This is a genomic window from Chloroflexus sp. (assembly GCF_034434295.1).
Classification (GTDB): Bacteria; Chloroflexota; Chloroflexia; order Chloroflexales; family Chloroflexaceae; genus Chloroflexus.
The window spans coordinates 23321-43692 of record NZ_DAOTZQ010000089.1; the positions used below are offsets into that span (position 1 = coordinate 23321).

General features: G+C 59.6%; 10 protein-coding genes. 9 read left to right on the plus strand and 1 reads right to left on the minus strand.

Going from position 1 to position 20372, the window contains the following annotated elements; all coding sequences use genetic code 11:
* Nucleotides 1-112: 112 nt before the first annotated feature.
* The 3 genes from VAE57_RS12610 (at nucleotide 113) to VAE57_RS12620 (ending at nucleotide 5359) form a co-directional block, all read left to right on the plus strand.
* Nucleotides 113-436 carry a non-heme iron oxygenase ferredoxin subunit gene (locus VAE57_RS12610; protein ID WP_322822226.1) on the plus strand — a complete coding sequence of 108 codons (324 nt, stop codon included), beginning with the start codon at nucleotides 113-115 and terminating at the stop codon, nucleotides 434-436.
* Nucleotides 437-745: 309 nt separating this feature from the next.
* Nucleotides 746-4897 carry an alpha-amylase family glycosyl hydrolase gene (locus VAE57_RS12615; RefSeq protein ID WP_322822227.1) on the plus strand — a complete coding sequence of 1384 codons (4152 nt, stop codon included), beginning with the start codon at nucleotides 746-748 and terminating at the stop codon, nucleotides 4895-4897.
* 168 nt (nucleotides 4898-5065) lie between these two features.
* Entirely contained in the window at nucleotides 5066-5359 is a 294-nt protein-coding gene (locus VAE57_RS12620; RefSeq protein WP_322822228.1) for a PspC domain-containing protein, read from the plus strand.
* A 168-nt stretch (nucleotides 5360-5527) separates the two neighbouring features.
* Here the strand turns inward: VAE57_RS12620 and VAE57_RS12625 are convergent, their stop codons facing one another.
* Nucleotides 5528-6244 (minus strand): metallophosphoesterase, encoded by a 717-nt coding sequence (locus VAE57_RS12625; protein WP_322822229.1) that lies wholly within the window; start codon nucleotides 6242-6244, stop codon nucleotides 5528-5530.
* 774 nt (nucleotides 6245-7018) lie between these two features.
* On the opposite strand from VAE57_RS12625, the gene VAE57_RS12630 reads away from it, so the two are divergent.
* From VAE57_RS12630 to VAE57_RS12655, 6 genes are read left to right on the plus strand one after another with little or no spacing between them, the layout of a single operon-like run.
* Complete coding sequence (locus tag VAE57_RS12630; RefSeq protein ID WP_322822230.1) at nucleotides 7019-9847, plus strand: glycosyltransferase family 39 protein; 2829 nt, start codon at nucleotides 7019-7021, stop codon at nucleotides 9845-9847.
* A 16-nt stretch (nucleotides 9848-9863) separates the two neighbouring features.
* Nucleotides 9864-11108 (plus strand): glycosyltransferase, encoded by a 1245-nt coding sequence (locus tag VAE57_RS12635; protein ID WP_322822231.1) that lies wholly within the window; start codon nucleotides 9864-9866, stop codon nucleotides 11106-11108.
* On the plus strand, nucleotides 11105-13084 hold the full coding sequence (locus VAE57_RS12640) for a glycosyltransferase family 39 protein (protein ID WP_322822232.1): 1980 nt from the start codon (nucleotides 11105-11107) through the stop codon (nucleotides 13082-13084). The genes VAE57_RS12635 and VAE57_RS12640 overlap by 4 nt, the downstream gene beginning before the upstream one ends.
* A gap of 4 nt (nucleotides 13085-13088) precedes the next feature.
* Nucleotides 13089-15353, plus strand: coding sequence for a glycosyltransferase family 39 protein (locus VAE57_RS12645; protein ID WP_322822233.1), 2265 nt, complete (start codon nucleotides 13089-13091; stop codon nucleotides 15351-15353).
* A gap of 42 nt (nucleotides 15354-15395) precedes the next feature.
* Nucleotides 15396-17522 (plus strand): hypothetical protein, encoded by a 2127-nt coding sequence (locus VAE57_RS12650; protein WP_322822234.1) that lies wholly within the window; start codon nucleotides 15396-15398, stop codon nucleotides 17520-17522.
* Nucleotides 17519-19561 carry a tetratricopeptide repeat protein gene (locus tag VAE57_RS12655; RefSeq protein ID WP_322822235.1) on the plus strand — a complete coding sequence of 681 codons (2043 nt, stop codon included), beginning with the start codon at nucleotides 17519-17521 and terminating at the stop codon, nucleotides 19559-19561. The genes VAE57_RS12650 and VAE57_RS12655 overlap by 4 nt, the downstream gene beginning before the upstream one ends.
* Nucleotides 19562-20372 lie beyond the last annotated feature (811 nt).

The following is a 20372-nucleotide window of genomic DNA, read 5'->3' on the forward strand; positions in this document are numbered from 1 at the left end:
GGCAAGAGTTTCCGATCCAATAATGTATATAATGCGTATTATAACGTATGAGGACGTATGTTGTAATGGTACTGTAATCATAAATACCTCGCCTGTCAATGGAGTAGCGCCTGTGGAACGGTTTAAAATTTGTCATCGTCACGAATTACTACCCGGTCAGATGCGGTACGTTGAGATTGATGGGCTACCAATCGGGATCGCAAACGTTGCCGGTGACATCTACGCCTTTAGTGATAGTTGCCGACACGAAGGCGGCCCCCTCTCGGCAGGGGTATTGATCGATCACACCGTCACATGTCCCTGGCACGGATGGACCTACGATGTGCGTACCGGCAAGAGTATCGTGCCACCGGTGGGGCTGCGTATTGCTACCTACCCGGTTGAGATCATCAATGACGAGATCTATGTACTGATTGATTGGCCATCGTCTAAATGAGCCAGAGCACATTCATTGGTAACGTACCGCCTCCCTGTCCCCAATCTCATCGGCCTGGAACCCCGCCAGCAAGCGCGTGTTGCATCTACATACCCGAAACATCCTCTTGACAAATATACCAACAGCCTCTTATAATAAATTGCACAAGCATCTATTTCATACAAAACTATTTTGAGCAAAACAAAAATCGCCGCGCCCTTCCCAGCTCCGTAGCGCCCAACGTGCGGCCAGTCAAAGACGCCGCTTCACAGCATCCCCGCCTGGATGCCGCTGTGTTGAGAGAGCACTATTCGTGCAAAGGAGCTTTTTGTGAGACCGCGCATGTTTCTCCGCCTGATGCACCTCGTCCTTGCGGTTGGGGTGCTCTTTGGTGCAACGATTGCACCACTCTCCCCAGTTGCGTTCGCCGATCACACACCATTACCAGCATCAGTTAACCTGGCAGGTAATTTACAATCGGAAGCCACCGGCGGCGCCTGTGGCGATTGGGATCCGGGATGTGCCGGATCGGCCTTCAGCGCCCAGGGTAACGATGTCTATCTGTTCGTCTCGCAGACGATTCCGGCAGGGAGCTACGAATACAAAATTGCACTGGGAAGTTGGGCTGAAAACTATGGAGCTAATTTTCAGCAGAATGGCCCTAACATCCCGGTGACACTCGGCAGTGCACAGAGTGTACGGTTCTATTACGATCACAAAACCCATTATATCGCCGACAGCGTGCGCAACACTATCTACACCGTACCGGGTAACTTCAACAGCGAGATCGGGTGTAGTGGTGACTGGCAACCCGATTGTCTGCGCACCTTCATGAATGATGTCGATGGTGATGGTGTCTTTACATTTGCCACTGATGCCATTCCACCGGGTAACTACGAGTTCAAGATTGCCACAAATGAGAGCTGGGCGAATCCAAACTATGGCGCATTTGGAAACAATGTTCCCTTTACAGTTACCGGCCCGGCAACCGTCATTTTTAGCTTCGATACGGCAACTACGTATGTTGACGTGGAAGTACGTAGTGCGCTTCCACAGCCCGATAACAATGTGGAGTGGGATGGCGTCTACCACGACTCGCGCGATCCCCTTTATCGAACACCAGGAGGTGCCGTACCTGCCGGTACACCGGTGACGATTCGGCTTCGCACCTTCCACAATGATGTCACGTCGGTAACCCTGCGGGTCTACGATGTCAATGCCGGGGTGCAGCGGTTTATTCCAATGAGTATCGTTGCTGCCAATACCGACTGTTACGCCGATTATGGGCCGCGCCGTTGCGATTTCTGGGCGGCTACGCTGAGCGAGGCGCAACCGAATAACCTCTGGTACCGCTTTATCGTCACCGATGGCAGCGATACCGACTATTACGCCGATAACACCGCAGCACTCGATGGCGGCAGCGGACGCATGACGGATGATGTCGTTGATTTCAGTTATGCGTTGATGTTCTACGATCCCGCATTTACCTCGCCAAACTGGGCACGAACGGCAGTCATCTATCAGATTTTCCCTGATCGTTTTCGCAATGGCAATCCGCATAACGATCCACAAGACGGCGACACCCGGTACGATGATCCGGTGATGACGTTGGGTTGGGGTGAATTACCTGAAGGCTATTGCCGTCACTATGCCGACGCTACTACCAATTGTCCGTGGCGATTTGACACCACCCCACCGGCCTGGAGCCCAACTATCGAAGGGCCGCGGGGGCGTGATTACTACGGCGGTGATTTGGCCGGCGTGATCGAGCAACTTGACTATCTCCAGCAATTAGGCATCACGACCATCTACTTCAATCCCATCTTTGCCGCCGGATCGAACCATCGCTACGACACTCGTGATTACTACCGAATCGATCCCTATCTTGGCAATAACGGCACCTTTGCGCACCTGGTTCAGCAGGCACGGCGGCGTGGAATGCGGGTGATCCTCGATAGCGTCTTCAATCACATGTCGTCGGACAGCCCCCTCTTCGACCGCTATAGCCATTACACGACACTGGGTGCCTGCGAGTCGCTGGCTTCGCCGTATCGCACCTGGTTCAACTTCCGCACGAATAATGTCCCGTGTACGAGCGACGATTATGTCGGCTGGTTCGGCTTCGACTCCATCCCCGAAATCAACAAATCAAACCCGGACGTACAGAGCTACTTTTTAACCGGAGCCAACAGTGTGACGCGCTTCTGGCTACGACGCGGTGCCGCCGGTTGGCGCCTGGATGTGATGGGAGATGCCAGCTTTCCGGCAGGCTATTGGGAGACGTTCCGCACCGTCGTGCGCCAGACCAAACGAGACGGTCTGATTATTGGTGAGTTGTGGCAGAAGGACTCAACACTGCTGCGCCACCTCCGTGGGCAGACTGCCGATACAACGATGAACTACCGTCTGCGTGATGCGGTGATCGGCCTGCTCTTGCCCGGTGGAACGTTCGACAGCAAAGGATTTGGTGACAGCGGCCGGGTTATCAGTCCATCAGAATTCTTGAGTCGACTGGCCTCGATCCGGGAAGACTACCCGGATGCAGCCTACTACACGCTCATGAATCTGCTCGGTAGCCACGATACGGAGCGGATTCTGTGGACACTTACGCCTGGACAGGAGACACGCGCCGATAAGGAGTTTAATGCATCCAACCTGGCAGAAGGTAAGCGTCGTGTCCAACTGGCCTCTCTGATCCAGTTCACCGTACCCGGTGCACCGACCGTGTATTACGGTGATGAAGTAGGCGTGACCGGCGATGATGATCCAGATGACCGCCGCACCTATCCCTGGCCTGATCAGGGTGGCACTCCCGACACCAATCTTCTCAACCACTACCGCAACCTGACCGAGCTGCGCAACCGCTATCCGGCGCTGGTGAAGGGTAATTTCACGCCGCTGCTGGCCGACGATACCACAGGTGTTGTGGTCTATGGTCGAAAATACCGCAATGAAGCTGCACTGGTCTTGATCAATCGCAGCTCAACAACACAGACGATCACGGTACCTGTCCAGGGCTTTCTGCCCAATGGGGTAGAACTCTGCGCAATGTTTACCGTTGGCAATCAGCTCGACGAGACAGTACAGGTCGTTAACGGGAGCATTCAGATTACGCTGAACCCGCTGAGCGGTACGGTGCTGATCAGCGAGCCGGGAGCCGATCTTACACCACCGGCGGCACCCACCAACCTCCAGATCACCGAAGAGGGTGATCGGTCGGTGAGCCTGAGCTGGCAGCGACCCAGGGGTGGAGCACAGGCGTATAACATCTACCGCAGCCCGGTCAGTGGTGGTGGTTGGATCAAGGTCAATACTGCGCCGGTAAGCGGGCTGAGCTTTACCGACACCACGGTGGAGAACGGACGCACCTACTACTACATTGTCCGTGCGCTTGACGCCGTCGGTAACGAAGGGCCGGCTTCGCTGGAAGTGAGCGCCATGCCGCACTATCAGATCGGGTGGGCCAATCTGCAATGGCCACCAGCGATCTCGCACACCGTGTCGGCCATTAACACCACACCGGAGATTTACGGGCAGGTCTGGATCGACAGTGTAACCAGTCAGTCCGGCGCAACACCTGGCCTGCGGGCCCAGGTGGGATACGGCCCCCAGGGCAGTGATCCCCGTGGGAGCAACTGGGTGTGGGTTGAGGCTACCTTCAATGTTGATGCAGGCAACAACGACGAATTCAAGGCACAACTCCAGCCTGAAACGGTTGGCACCTTCGATTACGTCTTCCGCTACAGCACCACCAACGGGCGTGACTGGCTCTATGCTGACCGCAGTGGGCCGTTCAGTAGCTTGCCGCCACAACCAGGTGTACTCACCGTTCTTTCCAGTGGTGACACAACACCGCCGGCAATCCCAACTGGCCTGCAAGTGCTCAGCGCATCCCCTGCAGGGATCGTCTTGAGCTGGAATGCCGTCGGTGATGCCTATGCCTACGAAGTACGACGCATTGATGGCAACGGTAACGAACTCATCTTTGCCCGTACAACTGCAACCACCTTCACCGACACCACTGTCATGCAGGGGGCAACGTACACCTACGAGGTGCGTGCGCTAGACATCTCCTTCAACCGTTCAGCCTTCAGCGCACCGGTAACGGCTACCGCCGAACTCCGCACGGTTACACTGGTCATGAATGTGACGGTACCGACACCGGTTGAAGACGCGCTTGGACGCAGCGTCTACATTGCCGGCTTCCTCGACCGACTCGACGGTGGTTTACCGCAGTGGAATCCGGGTGGTGTGGTGATGACGCAGGTCTCGGCAACGCAGTGGACAATCACCTTCACCGGACGCGAGGGTACGCAACTCGAATACAAGTATACCCTCGGATCGTGGGATTACGTTGAGAAGGGTACCGCTTGTGAAGAGCTGGCCAACCGGCAATTGACGCTGAGCTACGGTACGAGTGGTGTGCAGACGATCAATGACACTGTGCTCAACTGGCGGAATGTAGACCCGTGTGGGAATTAGGACTGGAAGGGTAGCAGGCTTACCCGCCTCGTTATCCTGATGAGAGCAACCAAGAACCTCACACACGTGCGGCAACCGAAACAGGTTGCCGCATTGCCATTCCTGAGTGCAACCAATGATACGGCGACAGCGTCAAACAGACAGTACGAATAGTGGGAGGAGGGTACAATGAATACGCCACAAACACAACGGTTGCAACGGTTGCGCAATGATCGCATGCTTGCCGGTGTTGCCAGCGGGCTGGCCCAATATATCGGGGTTGATCCGGTGATCGTGAGGCTAGTTTTTGTGGTCTTGGGCCTGGTGAACGGCATGGGTGTGCTGTTCTATATCCTGTTGTGGCTGCTGATGCCGAATGAAGACGCTGACCCGACGACGAACAATCTGCACACGGCCATCGGCGAGATGCGCGTCATTGTGGAACGGTTCCTCAGCGAAGTTCGCGATGTCTTCCGACGGTAAGACGAAGGTGTGGGGTTGATCGAGGAGCGAGTAGCGCGATGCGTTACTCGCTCTCGTTGCTATCAGGTGTAGTTGGAGACACGCCCTCACCCCCGGCCCCTCTCCCGCTTACGCGGAGGAGGGGAGGGGTGAAGAACTTAACAGAGAGGCACTGGAGTAGCGAAGGGGCTAGCCTCCGCTCCACCCATTCAATCCCCGCACAGCCACCGGCCCAAACCCGAGGTAGTCACAGGCGGTGAGCTGATAGTAGACTCCATCGACGCGCCCTTGCACAGCGTTGTCCCAATCGTAGCGCCGATGCAGATGGCCGTAGATGCAGGCAGCCGCACCGGAGGCAGCGATGCGACGGGAAAATTCGGTTGATTGACGATTGACGAATGGGGGGAAGTGGATCATCACGATCAATGGTTTGTTCACCGCCAATGCCTGGCCGGCAGCCAGTGCCCGTTCCAATAAGCCGAGTTCACGTTGATAGATCGGGAGATCGGTTTCAGTAAACCCAGGAGTCTCCGGAGTAATCCAGCCGCGCGTTCCACATACCACTGCCTCACCAATGTCAAGAGCATCGGCCCCGATCAGGCGCAGGCTGGGTGGCAGATGGCGTCGGATCGAATTCACCCGGCGTGGACACCAGTAATCGTGGTTGCCCCGGATTAACACTTTCGTGCCGGGTAGGGCATCGATCCACTGAAGATCAAGGAGGGCGTCGGGCAATTTCATTGCCCAGGAAATATCACCAGCGATCAACACCCAATCGGTTGCGGCGACCCGCTCTCGCCACGCCTGAGCAATCCGTTCAGGATGATCTTTCCAGCCGGGGCCAAAGATGTCCATCGGCTTGGGACGAGCAAATGAAAGATGGAGATCAGAAATTGTCCAGATCATAGCGCTTGATGATAACAGGCATCCCGTTGCAATGCAACTGATACTACCATGCGATCCGCGCATTGCGGTGCGTGGATGTGCGCCTCGCCCCACCCCGGCCCGCCCCTGCTGGGGGCGGGAGCATGCCCCCCACCCCAACCCGCCCCCGCTGGGGGCGGGGGGGTACCCCTACTCCCGGCACCTTTCCCGTGCTGCGGGAAAGGTGGGATAGCAGAAGGGCAAGCCAGTCCCCGTACCTTGCAGGGAAACCGCTACAGCCCGCACCGGTTTGTGAGCACGGCTGGCGCAGCAGCATGGCTGCCGCACTCCATACGACGCACCACGGGTACGCTGTTTGGCAGCGGTATGCCCTCGAACATGTGTTGCTACCGCGTGCGGAGAGGAAACGCTGGTTCTGGGCATCCACACTCTGGTGTGGTGGCAGGGTGATCGTTGGATGATGGGTGATGAACGTTGTTCCACCAGATTTGACTGTGACATGCCCCCACCCCAACCCGCCCCCGCTGGGGGCGGGAGCATACTCTCGGTTCCTCCTGCCAGGGTGAGCTGGAGGCTTGCGCACCCAGGGGGAGTACAGTGTGGGCAGGCAGTGGTGCAGGGTGCTGTTGCCTGATGGGATAGTAGCTCTCATCACTGCCTGATACGGCTTGCGATGAGAGTATCATGCATTCCTCAGAGGCTTATCACGTGCCGGGCAGTATGCGGCAGACTAACGTTGGCAATAAATAGCGGTATAATGGCCGTCGGCATTGGAGCGAGTGGCGAAGGAGCACGATGACCGTCAGTGATCGTTCGATCAGTAGTGAATTGTTTGCAGCCGAAACCGTGCCATCGCTGCGGGCAACGGTACGAGTGCTGTTGTTCATACTGGCCCTGGCATTGCTGGCCGGCGCGATGGCGTACCAGGCCCCACCGCAGGGTCGGGTAGCAATTGGCTGGCCGGGAGATCGCCTCTTTGTGGGGGTGAGTCCGGGTTTGGGACGGATACCGGTTGAGCGCGGGGATTTGTTTGCGGATGAATTGACTCCCGATTCGCCAACCGGGCGTTCGCGCTGGACACGTGAGCGCACTGTGATCGAGTTGCCCAACGTCGGTGCCGGGTCGTCGTTGCAGTTGACGCTGGTGGCGCAAGGGTGGCCGGCCACGGTTGGGGCACAACCAACGGTGACGGTGTTGATTGATGGGACGGTTATTGGCAGTTTTGTGCCAAAACCAACCTGGGAAGCCTACTCATTTGCGGTGCCAGGAATTGCCCATCAGCACGGTGATCTTACCCTCGTGCTGCAATCTTCAGCGACTTTGTTCGATGAACGCGATCCACGACCAAAAGGAGTGCGCCTGGCCGAAGTTCGTATCTCACCTGCCGGCGAAACGGCGCTGTGGTTACCGCCGGCATGGCCGGCAGTGGCGCTGATGGGATGGAATGCGCTGCTGCTGGCGCTCTTGCTGACGCGATTGCGTCTGAATCAGAGCCAGGTGTACGTCATCACGGCAATCGGCATTGGGGCGGCTGCGATTGGGCTGGCTGTCGCTCGCATCTGGATGGCGGCGATCCTGAACGTCGCGATGGTTGGTTTGCTGGTGCTGCTGGTGATTGCCTATCGGCAGCCGCTTCTGTTCTACCTGCGCTTCCTGGTGCAGCGCTACGGGCAGGGGCAGGCACTGAGTTATGGTCTGGTGGCAGTGGCTCTGGTCTGTTTTGGGTATGTATTGCTGCACGTGATCAATTGGACGACGGCAGCCGGGATACGCCTCTTCTGGCAGGTTTTTCCCGACTCGCTGCTGCTAACGCTGTTGGGAACAACCTTGCTGGCGTTACTCCTGACCTATGGGCGGGCCGGTTTGCCGCGTTTGAGTGATAGATTGGTTGATGTGCTGGCAAGCCGACGCGGTGCGTGGCTTGTCTTGGGAGGATTTGCCATCATCTGGTTGGGTTTTGAAGCAACGGTTATCGCTGCTCTGCCCTATGCGGGCCACGCTGATTACAGCGACAACGCTATTGTCGCCCGTAATCTGGTGCGTGGACGGGGTTGGGTCGTTGACTATATCAGCCAGTTTTATTATCCATACGACAGTCTAACGCGCCCCCAGGAAACCTGGCCGCTGTTGCAGCCGGTCTGGATTGCGCCCTTTTTTGCCCTGTTTGGGCCAACATCGTGGGCTGCAAAGATACCCAATTTCATCTTCGATGTTATCCTGATCGTTCTTATCTATGCAGTTGGCAGACGTTGGTGGGATCGGCGGGTCGGTGTAACGGCGGCTGTGCTTGTGCTGACCAATTATCTTTTCTTCCGATTATCGATCTATGTGACGAACGACCTGGCGTTTGTGGTCTTTAGTATGGCAGCGATGGCAGCGTTGCTCCAGAGCCATACTGATCCGGCGAGACAATGGCGCTGGCTGTTCATCTCGGCTGTCAGCACCGGTCTGATGATGTTGCAGAAGCCGAGTGGGACCATGTTCGCGCTGGGCATGGGTCTCTGGCAACTGACGATCCTGGCGAACCACCTGCGTATGGCGGGCGACTGGCAACAGCGCTGGCAACGGCTGCGCGTCGGTTTAACGCCGATTGTCGTCTGGTCGGTCATTGCCCTCCTGATCCTTTCGCCCTACCTGGCGCGCAATATCATGCTGTTCGGGAAACCGGTTTACAGCACCGAAAGCTACGATGCCTGGGTACTCGACTATCGCGGGGTGAGTGGTGATGCCTGGGCAGAAATCTATCGCGTTTTTGCGCCGGAATGGGGTGGGCCGGGATTGCCTGATCGGAGCTGGATTTTACGCTGGGGTTTTGATGCGACCTTCACCAAGTTTGAGACGCAGGTGCGCGAGCTGCGAGCGTACCTGATGCCAGCCTGGCCGGGTGCGCCACCTGTGCTCGCGGCACTCTTCAGCCACGATGCGCAAAAGAACATTCTGACCCCGCTCGGCGCGTGGCTGGCACTCACCGGTTTGCTGGCAGCTATTGCTTACCGGCGAAAATGGCTTGGTTTGCTGGCATTTACGTATACGCCATATATCATCTTTATGCTGACGTACTGGCGTACCAATGAGGAACGCTACTGGGTTGCACTCATTCCCTGGCTGGCTTTGCTGGCGGCGTGGGTGATCTGGGCCGGTTATGACCGGCTGGCAGCGGTTGGGGATCGGCGCTGGGCACCGTTGGGATTGATCCTGGCGCTGGCAGCGATCATTACTATTGTCGCCGGCTCGCGGGCCGATATAGACGACAAGGTACGTAACGAACCAAAAATCTGGCGGCAAGACCTGGCTGCTTACGAGTGGTTACAGGCGAACACGCCACCCGATGCCGTGATCATGACCCGCTTACCGTGGCAGGTCAACTGGCATACCGAACGACCGGCAGTGATGATCCCTAACACGGATGACCGTGAGCTGTTATTGCAGATTGCCCGTCACTATGGTGCGCAATATCTGGTGCTGGAAAATCAGATGCGGGTGAAGGGTGATGCCGGGCGTTTGCTGGCTCCGCTGATGGATCATAATAACCAGCCGGGGATGATCATCGACGGTTTTGAATTGCTGTATGCCAGCCCAACAGCTGATTTTCGAGCATTTATCTACCGTATCCCCGACTCTTAATGGAACATCGTACCGTATGCGCATCTTAATGCTGGCTTCATCACTACCAAAATATCCGCGGGAAACAACGGCACCGTTCATCGAAGAGATTGCCGCCGGAATCGCGGCTCGTGGCCACGAGGTGACACTGGTGGCACCGTGGCATCCCGACCTGCGGCGCGGTACCTACGAACGTGGGATTCATCTGCGTTTCTTCCGTTACGCACCGCATCCGGCACTCAATATCTGGGGCTATGCCCAATCACTGCAAAGCGATACTCAGGTGCGTGAACGGGCATGGCTGGCGGCGCCGTTTGCGCTCACTGCTTCGTTCAGTGCTTTGCGGCGCGAATTACACCAGGCGCGGGCCAGGGGAAAGCCGTTCGATCTGGTACAGGCGCACTGGGTCTTACCCAACGGGCCGCCCGCCGCACTCGCAGCGCTTGTGGCTCGCCTGCCGCTGGTGGTCAGTCTGCACGGCAGCGACATCTATCTGGCCGAGACACAGCGCATTATGGGCACCTTAGCCGGGCTGGTCTTCCAACGCGCTGCCGCCGTCACTGCCTGTAGTGCCGATCTGAGCATGCGCGGAGTACGGTTGGGCGCTAACCCGGCCCGTACCTTCGTCATTCCCTACGGTGTGCATCCCGATCAATTTCGGCCTGATCCGGTAGCGGCGCAGCAGTTTCGTACCGAATGGAATATTCCTGCCCACGCCCCGCTGGTGTTAGGGTTAGGGCGACTGGTGAGTAAAAAGGGGTTCAGTGTTCTGCTCGATGCGTGGCCGGCGGTGTTGCGCATGCACCCTACAGCGCGTCTGGTTATCGTCGGCTACGGCGATCTGCGTCCAGCCCTGGAAGCGCAGGCCGCCCGATTGGGTATTGCCACCACCGTGCTGTTTACCGGTCAGCTTGACCGGGCGCGTACTGCAATAGCGATGGCCGCCGCCGATGTTTTTGCGCTGCCGATTGTGCGAGAGGGTGTTGACGGCTTGCCCAACGTTTTGCTGGAAGCGATGGGAGCGGCGCGCCCGATTGTGGCGGCACGGGTAGCCGGGGTGCCCGATGTGATCGAAGATGGCGTGCACGGCCTGATTGTTCCCGAACGCGATGCAGCCGCACTGGCAGCCGCTATTGCCCGCCTGATTGATGATCGGACACTGGCAGCCCGCCTGGGAGCGGCAGCACGCGAACGCATTCTGAATGAGCTGACGTGGGAGAATACGGCGGCACGTTATGAAGCCGCCTTTGCGGCTGCACTACGCGGTGAGGTCAGGCCATGACGTGGCGATGGCTGATAGGCTGGCTTGTGATCGGCATCGCTGCGCTGGCCCTGCGCCTCTACCGGCTCGACGCGCAAAGTCTCTGGCTAGATGAAGGCAACAGTTGGGCAATGGCGAGGCAGCCGTGGACGGTGCTGCTGATCGATTTGATCCGACCTAACGCAGCTTACCCGCTCTACCATGTGATTTTGAAGGGATGGATGAGTCTGGCCGGAGCGAGTGAGTGGGCACTACGTTTCCCTTCAGCGATAGCGGGTGCGTTAAGCGTGCCGCTGCTGGCGCTGGCGGCGAGACGTGCGGTTGGTGACTCGCCGCAACGCGACGCGGTGACCATCGCGGCTGCGCTGATCGGCGTATGCTCGCCTTTTGCCATCTGGTATGCGCAGGAAGCGAAGGTCTACGCGCTGGTGCTGCTGGTCAGTACTGCAATCCTCTGGCTGACATTGCGCGCCGTACACGAGCAGCGTGCGCAGGTGTGGTACTGGCTGATCGGAGTAACGGTGCTGGCTTTGTTCATCCATCGGCTGACGGCACTGCTGGCATTAAGTGCCGCTCTGGTGTGGCTGTTCAGCCGTCCGCGCCGGTACACCATTCCTATCGCCGGTGGTCTGATGCTGACCGGTCTGGGCATGATCGGCGCTATGGCTACCGGCATCGGTAGTGATCGGGCAGCGAGTGGGGCGTCAATTGCCGCCGATCCGCTGACCGCTCTCTGGTTGACCATCACCCGCTTTAGCCTGGATCGCTGGCCGGGTGATCTCGAATGGTTCTGGCTTGTGCCGTGGCTCCTGCTGTTTGGTCTGGGCCTGATCGGATTCGCACGTCTGCCGCACTCCAGTCGGCTGGTTATCGGGGTGATGGGAAGTGTGCCGCTGGTGCTGTTCGGAGTCCAGCTTCTCTTCACCCGGCTCTACGAAGCGCGTTATCTGATGATCGTCTTTCCAATCTGGTTGATCACTCTCGCAATTGGCGTTGGGCACACGAATTGGCGACAAGCGCTGGCATGGCTGATGTTAACCGGTGTCTTGACCACGTCGGCTTTGGCCCTGACCCAACCGCGCTTCGGGCTGTTTTCTGGCGACCCGGTCAAGGAGCAATACCGTGAAGCAATCGGCGAATTGATGCGTCGGGTACACCCCGATGATGCGGTTGTGGTGCATCCAGGATACCTGCGCCCGCTCTACGACTACTATGCGAGCCGGTTGAGCAGCGATCCGGCACCGCAGCCGATCAGCTTTGCCAATTTCTGGACGGGCGAGACCAGTTATACTCAGCGCGAGTGGGATGTCGAGCGGCGGGCGGCATTAACCGGTTATACGCGAAGCTGGCTCCTGATCGCTCCCGATCATGCGCGTACTGTCGATCCGCCGCGACCGGGTGATGAGTACGGTCTGGTCGGTAATTTTTGGGCTTTCAGCCGCGAGCAGCGGACGTGGCCGTGCGGTATCTGGCGCTTCCAGGGGGTTCATCTCTTCTGTCAGGAGGCACCGGAGGCGTACATTACCGGCGAGATTGTGCAGCCGGCCACGCCGGGTAACGCTGTGTTTGGCGAGCAGTTGACGTTTCTCGGTTATACGCTGAAGGCCACCACGCCAGCGGGGCCGCGCATCTATCGCGCTGGAGGCAACATCCCGCTCAGCCTGTTCTGGGATGTGACACAGCCACTCGGTGAGGACTACAGCCTCTTTATTCACCTCTGCCGCGATTGCGACCAGCCACCGGTTGCCGGCGATGATGGGCAACCGCTGGCCGGTTATCTGCCAACCAGGACATGGCTGCCGGGGAAGCCGGCGCGCGATGATCGGGCGGTGCATCTACCACCCGACCTGGAACCCGGTCACTATCAGCTCTTGATCGGCTGGTACCGACCGACCGATCCGACACCCGATGGCCGTCTGCCGGTGCGTGGCGAGGGAGCACTGAGTGCAGGGCGGCTCTGGTTAACAACGATTGAGGTCATTGCCGGTGAGGAATAATTGGTTGCGACAACACTGGCCGCTGTTGCTGGCATTGGGCGCCGGTATCGGCCTGCGCCTGGCACTTTGGGGCAACCTGCCGCGCCTCGGGCTCATATCTGATGAAGCCGAATATCTGGCATCTGCCGATTGGCTGGCTAACGGGCGAGGTTTTGCCTGGCATACCACGTATCTGTGGACGCGAGCGCCACTCTACCCGCTGTTTCTGGCCACCCATATTGCGCTCTTTGGGCGGAACGAAGCGTTTATCTTCGTGACGCAGAACCTGCTCAGTCTGATCAATGTCGGTCTGGTGTATGTGCTCAGCCGACAGTTGGGGGCGACACCACACATGGCTGGCGGTGCTGCTCTGCTGAGCGCACTGTCGCTACCGCTGGCGATGTATCCGCAACTGCTGCTGAGCGAAACGCTGTTTATCAGCCTGTTGCTGGCGGCGTTCTGCCTGCTGGCCAATCCTCAACAGCGCCGCAATCTGCTGATCGGTGGTGTGCTGCTCGGTCTGGCGACGCTCACCCGCGGCTTACTGCTCGGCTTTCTACCGTTGATCGCCGGCTGGATCGGTTGGCGTACACCGGGTCACTGGCGTGAACGATTGATAAGTGCCTTGCTGCCGTTACTGGCTGCCAGTTGTCTGATCGGGCCGTGGGCATTCTATGCGTCGCGAACATATGGTGGCCTGATGATCATTGACACAACCAGCGCTTACAACCTGGCCCTGGGTGCCCGTACCGCCTACGACGGTGGGCGGAGCGACGCACCGACGCGCAATCTGGTGCTGGCACTGCTCGATCCAACCCTTGATAACGATGCCCGTGCGCAGCTCACTGCCGGTTCGTGTCTGGCGGAGCGGAACGATGCACGGCTAGTCGCCGCGCTGGCTAAGCCAGTTTCCGCGATAACGCAGGCTGAACGACAACAAGTGCTCAGTGCCGAAGGCTGGTGTCTGATCCAGGCGAAACCGTGGGCGTTTGGTGAGAAGACATTCGCAGAGTTGATTGATCTCTTTCAAATCAACTACAGCGGTGATGAGCGACTGGCGGAAGGCTTTGCCCTGGGGCGGTTGCCGGCATGGTACACGCTGGCCCTGCTTGTGCTGGACGATACGCTTTACGTGATCGTGTTGCCGCTGGCCGTGTTGGGGTGGGCAGTCTTGCGTCGACCGCAATCATTTCTCGCCGGGCTGATTGGCTGGTGGCTGTTGTACAATCTGGCGGCGGCGCCGTTACTCTTCGCGATTAACCGCTTCCGCATCCCGCTACTACCGTTTCTGTTTATTCTGGCGATGTTTACGCTGGCAGCCATCCCCCACCGGCGCACGTGGCTGCTGAACCGGCGGGAGGCAGGCTACGCAACGCTAGCCGGGCTGGCGTGGCTGATTGCCGCCACCCCCTACGCTTATCTCGAACCACGACCTGCCGGTGCGCCGTCACAATGGGCATCCTACCTTGGCCCCTACCCGTCGGCGATAGCCGCAGCGCGGATAGCCTGGCAGAGTCGGGCGCAGTACGCTGCGGTGGAACGGTTAGCCACCGCCGTGGCCGCCGATGATCTGACAGCGTGGTCGCAGGCACTCGCCGACCCGGATTTGCCGGCTTACGCACGCGCTGTCGGCGAACCGTTACTGGCTGCCCGGCAAGGGCAGCCGGCTGCCGGACTGGAACTGCTGGCCCGTCAGCAACCACTCTACCCATGGCAGGCCGCTGTGATACGAGGTGAATTGCTGCGGCAGATGGGTGATCTGAGCGGAGCGCGCCAATCACTTGGGCAAACCCTGGTTGACGATTGGAACCCGACGAGCTGGGCATGGCAGTGGCTCAAACCGCCCCGCCTCCCCGGTGACCGGATCGAGCTGGCCGACGATAACGATCTCGGTTATATCGATGGATTTTACCTCGGCGAGTTTGATCCGGTTCTCGGCGCGACTGTGCGCTGGGCGGGGGAGAGAGCCGCTTTGCGCTTTCCGGCAGCCGCGACGGGCGACAATCGGCAGCTCTGTCTCCGCGCAGCAGCTAACTGGCCAGCCGATCTGACACCACCAGCGATCACGGTCTGGCTCGATGGTACTGAGGTGGGGAAGTTTCAACCTGAACGTCAATTAGAGGAGTTCTGTCTTTCATTGCCGGCCCGTCCACCGGGAAGCGATTACATCATCACTCTACACGGCCCCGGCTTCATTCCTGATGCGCTCGACCTGGTGCGCCGGCAAGGGCCACAAGTCGGTCAGGTGCGGATTTTGGCGTTTCAGCTCGATTGGGCAGAGGTGAGATGAGACTGTGCAGAAACCCGGTTGTGAACAGCCGGTACCAGGACTATGAATACCGATCAACGAACCGCGCAACGTAACTGGTGGATCGCCGTCGCCGCGCTGACGATACTGGCGCTGATCTTGCGGCTTCAGGTCTGGCGCTGGCGTGAGTTCTATCCGCTGGGAGGCGACGAAACCGAATATCTGGCCCAGGCAATTACCCTCTTGCAGGAGCGACGTTACGTTGAGCTGCGGCTGATGCGGCCACCGCTCTACCCGATCTTTCTGGCAACGGCGATTATCCTGGTCGACTCGCTGGTACAGAATCTGCGCCTGGTACAGGCGATTATCAGTACATTGACGGTACCATTGATAGCCCTGCTCACCCGAACACTGGCCAGTCGCAGTGCGCCGCAGGCCACACCTGCCTTCGCCAGCCGTGCCGGATTACTGGCCGGGCTGCTGACGGCGTGTAACTACACGCTGGCCACTAACGCGACCGAATTACTGACCGAGACCCTCTTTCTGGCCGGGCTTAGCCTGTTGTTCTGGTTGATCCTGGTATCGCAGCTACCGCGGCGGCTCGCTCTGATTGCAGGGATGATCTGCGGAGCGCTGTGTCTGATTCGCTCGGTGGCGTTGCCACTGCTCCCGCTGACGATAGGCTGGTGGCTGATAGACGGGTGGGTACGCGGGCACCATCGGCAACAGTTGCAGCAGGCCGTGATCTTTGGGTTGGGATGTGCTCTTGTAGTAGGGCCATGGACGATCCGCAACACCCTGACCTACGGCGGGGTGATTCTGATCGATACTACCGGCGCCGAGAATCTATGGCTCGACAACGACCCCGCCGGTCGCGAAGTGGTGAAAGCTCAGCTTTACGCTTTGGGTGAAGACCGGTTATTACGGCAGCGATTGGCTACCGAACGCGGTATTGCGGTGATCCTGGATGATCCGGCCCGTTTTCTGGCAAAGATGGCTCGCGAGCTGCGCCTCTTCTTCGCCCTCGAACACGCCGATGATATGCGGGCCAGACCGGCGATCTGGGTCTCGCCGGCTGAAGTCGCAGCCCGGCTGCTCCTGGGAGATGGGATATGGCTGATCATACTCATCGGCGGCAGCTTCGGTCTGTTCCAGCGCTGGCACGCAGCAACAACACTACAGCGTCCAGCGACCTTCCTGCGCACCCTGACGAGTCCGGCCTGGTTGTTGGGTGCATGGGCCGCGTATGTCCTCTTCACCACGCTGATCTTTCACGTCGAACTGCGGTATCGTCTCCCCCTATACCCGGTCTTGCTCGCCTACACCGGCATGGCTGGTTCGGCATGGTTGACGGGGCTGTACACAACTATTCCCCGCCAGCCACAAACCCTGCTGATCCCGCTCCTGGCCCTGCTGATCACGCTCTGGCACGCCCCGTACCCGCTGCTGGCCTGGCAGTTGGCCGGCAAACACCTGGCGCTGTGGCGTGCCGAACGGGCATTGGCCGCCGGCGATCCGACAACGGCAACGACGGCTGCGTACCAGGCGCTAGTGGGTGACGAGCAATCGGTGCTGGCACGGGTCGCGCTGGCCAGAGCCGCCCTGTTGAGTGATGATGAGGAAGCGGCATTGCGCTGGCTGGAGGAAGCAATCACGATCCTGCCTGCCCACCCTTACCCGCATCTGCTGCGCGGCGACGTGTTGCGCCGGCGGGGGGAGCTGGAGGCTGCGCGGCGTGAATTGAGCGATTTTGCTACCGGGTCGCGTGAAGATCTCGCCTCGTGGCTTTGGGAGCGCTCGGTTACGCCACCGCCAACGACACTCGTCGTCGGTGATAGTCTGGCGCTCGGTTTCATTCGCGGCATGCACCAGACCGATCCCGGCGAACAGGAATGGCGCTGGACGACCGGATGGGCACAACTACGGCTGAGTACACCGGCCAATGCCCAACAGATCAGGCTGACAGTACGTAGTGGCCGGCCTGATCGAAGCACCGTCACCATCTGGGTGACGATTGCCGACGGCCAACCGCAGCCTTTCACGATTGGTGCCGACCGGCAAACCATCACCATCCCATTACCGGCAACGCTCCCCTCAGAAGAGCTGGTTATTTCGATCACAACTCCCACCTTTTGGCCACGGCAATACGATCCGGCCAGCGCCGATGGTCGCCGGTTAGGGGTGCAAGTAGCCCTGGTGGAGGTACGATGAAGCGCGAGTCGTGGTGGCTGATCGCAATCCTGACCATAGCGGCCCTGATCCGATTGGCACTCTGGCTGCAACCGCTGCATCTGCCGGCGAACGACGAGGTCGAGTATCTCACGGTAGCGCGTGATCTGTTGGCCGGGCGGGGGTGGAGCTTCTACGAGCGCTACCACTGGCTGAGGGCACCACTCTATCCGCTCTGGCTGGCCGGATCACTCTGGCTCAGTGGTGGTGATGTCTGGCTGGCGGCGCTGCCCAACATTGCCCTCAGCGTGCTCAACGTCTACCTGATCTACCTGCTTTCGCAGGCGATAGCCGATGGCGCCGGGCCGTGGGTGCATCGCCTGGCCGCCATTGGAGCAGCAGTTCTGCTCACCAACGCCACCTTTGCCTCGCTCTACATGAGCGAAACCCTCTTTACCACGCTGTTCTGTGCAGCGTGGTGGCTACTGCTGGGATGGCGGCGACGCGGTGCCCAATGGCGCGACTGGCGTCTGTTTCTTGCCGGTGGCCTATGGGGACTGGCGCTCTTGACCCGCTCGATGCCACTGTACTTCACCCTGCTGGTGAGCGGTTGGATCGCGGTTGTTACTGCCGGCAACTGGTCACAATTGCTACGGCGACCAACGCCGGTGCTTGCCGGTCTGATCTTCGCCACCAGTGCCGTGATCGTTGTGGCACCGTGGACAATCCGCAATTGTTTGAGTTATCGCAGTTGCATTCTGATCGAAACCGGCCTGTCGTACAACCTCTGGGCATTCAACGAACCACGCGAAGATATGGCAACCATCTTTCGCGTGCTGGAAAACATCCCCGATCCGGCTGAGCGAGCGGCTTACGCGACGGCGCGTGGGCTGGAGCGGCTGCGCGAAGACCCGACGATTATGCTGCGCAAACTCTGGCCAAACTGGCTGGCAATCTGGCGAGTGAAGGCGATTCAGGATCGCTTTCTGCTAGAGGATTACCGGGCCGATCCGCCGCCGCTGCTCTTTCTGGCTGCCCTGATCTTCGACGATCTGTTGTACAGCCTGATTGCCGTGGGCGGGATAGCCGGCCTGGTGTACGGGGCACTGCACCGGCGAGCGCCGGCAGTGCTGGTCGGCTTATGGTTGATCTACTTCATCGCCGTATCACTGGCGACCCATGGCGAAGGGCGTTATCGTCACTTCATCTTCTTCGCCCTCATCCCCTATGCAGCACGGGCGTGGCTGGCACTCCCGCACTGGTATCGGCTCACCCGGCCAGCACTACGTACAGCGTTGCTGATCAGCGGGGGTGTCGGTCTTTCGATCCTGATCGCCTACCATTGGGAATACGCTATCCAGGGCGGTGTCCGCAGCTTCTGGCGGCTCAGCGGCGACCTTGCCCGCACTACCGGCAACCTGCCGCAAGCCATTGCTGCGTACCGGCAGGCGCTGGCCGCACAACCCACGCCTGATGGGTATCTCGTGCTGGGGGATGTGCTGCGTGGGCAGGGCGACCATGAAGGTGCGTTGAATGCCTACCGTGCCGCCCAACGCCTCAATATCCTCTACCCACCGACGTACATCCGGCTTGGTGATCTGTTACGGGCAACCGGCAATCTCGACGAAGCCCGTCAGGCGTATCGCCCGCAGTACGTGAGTGAGCAGACGATGATCGATCTGGCCTGGCGCGACACGCAACCATTGCCGACACCGGTGATTGATGTGGGTGACGGACTTGACTTTGGTTATCTTGTCGGCGTCTATCCCGCCGAGACTCTGGCCGATGCCCGTGGTCGCTGGACGGGGCCGGTGGCGAGGATTCGTATTCCGGCCACCGGTCAGGTGGTACGGTTGCGGGTGGCGGCGTTGCGGCCCGACGCACCGGTTACCGTACAGTTCTGTAGCGACAATCGCTGTCACCCGTTCCGGCTTGACACCAACTGGCGCTGGTTGACGGTGCGCTTAGCGGTGCCGGCGGAGTCGACTGCCCTGCGCGATGTTGAGTTGCGAGTGGAATCATGGTCTGCGCCGGATGGCCGTGAGCTAGGGGTTGTAGTGGATTGGGTTGAGGTACGGTGAAGGGGGGAGAGGGGAGTGGCGTGTTCCGTATGGCGTTCGGTCACAGTGATCCCGGTCCCTCACCACATCTTCCAGCCCCCGCTCCGCTCCCTGGGTGCTATGCATTACCCACAACTGCTGTCAACCACAGCTGTATCAGCGGGTATGATCGCCATTGGTGCTGGTGTGGGCGACTGGCCCGGTGGCAGCGCACAGCGCCAGCTGTGCCAGCACGTGCTGAATGGGTTACCTTACGCGCTTATCATGTGCGTGGCGCAGGGTTTGGCGTGCGGCAGCCATGCTGCCGCACCAGCCGTGCTCACGATCCGGCGCGTGGCATACCGTTCCCCATCCTGGTCAAGGGAGTGCTGACTATGCTCGTGCCGATCATCGAGTCGGTCAGGCATGCATGCGCTACCTGCGTGTAGACGTTTGGTTATACCAGGTTCGTGCCTGCGCACCAGCGGTCACGGCCAGCACCTGACGGCGGTGGCGAGGATGCTTGCACGCAGGCTGGAAGCCTGCACCACGGGAAGCCTGCGCCACGGGGAGCGCGTGCAGCCCGGCCTAACGCAGCGTGACATGTGGGTAATGCATAGCCCAGTGGGGGTGGGGCACCGGCAATGCCTCCCCCCCAGCGGGTGGGGGGCACCGGCAATGCCTCCCCCCAGCGGGTGGGGCACCGGCAATGCCTCCCCCCAGCGGGGGGGCACCGGCAATGCCTCCCCCTAGCGGGTGGGGCACCGGCAATGCCTCCCCCCAGCGGGGGGTACCGGCAATGCCTCCCCCCAGCGGGGGGTACCGGCAATGCCTCCCCCCAGCGGGTGGGGCA

Excerpts from the sequence above, each read along its gene's own strand:
- VAE57_RS12650 (WP_322822234.1), top strand. The coding sequence starts at position 15,396 with ATGAATACCGATCAACGAACCGCGCAACGTAACTGGTGGATCGCCGTC.
- VAE57_RS12620 (WP_322822228.1), top strand. The coding sequence starts at position 5,066 with ATGAATACGCCACAAACACAACGGTTGCAACGGTTGCGCAATGATCGC.
- VAE57_RS12625 (WP_322822229.1), bottom strand. The coding sequence starts at position 6,244 with ATGATCTGGACAATTTCTGATCTCCATCTTTCATTTGCTCGTCCCAAG.
- VAE57_RS12635 (WP_322822231.1), top strand. The coding sequence starts at position 9,864 with ATGCGCATCTTAATGCTGGCTTCATCACTACCAAAATATCCGCGGGAA.
- VAE57_RS12630 (WP_322822230.1), top strand. The coding sequence starts at position 7,019 with ATGACCGTCAGTGATCGTTCGATCAGTAGTGAATTGTTTGCAGCCGAA.
- VAE57_RS12655 (WP_322822235.1), top strand. The coding sequence starts at position 17,519 with ATGAAGCGCGAGTCGTGGTGGCTGATCGCAATCCTGACCATAGCGGCC.
- VAE57_RS12640 (WP_322822232.1), top strand. The coding sequence starts at position 11,105 with ATGACGTGGCGATGGCTGATAGGCTGGCTTGTGATCGGCATCGCTGCG.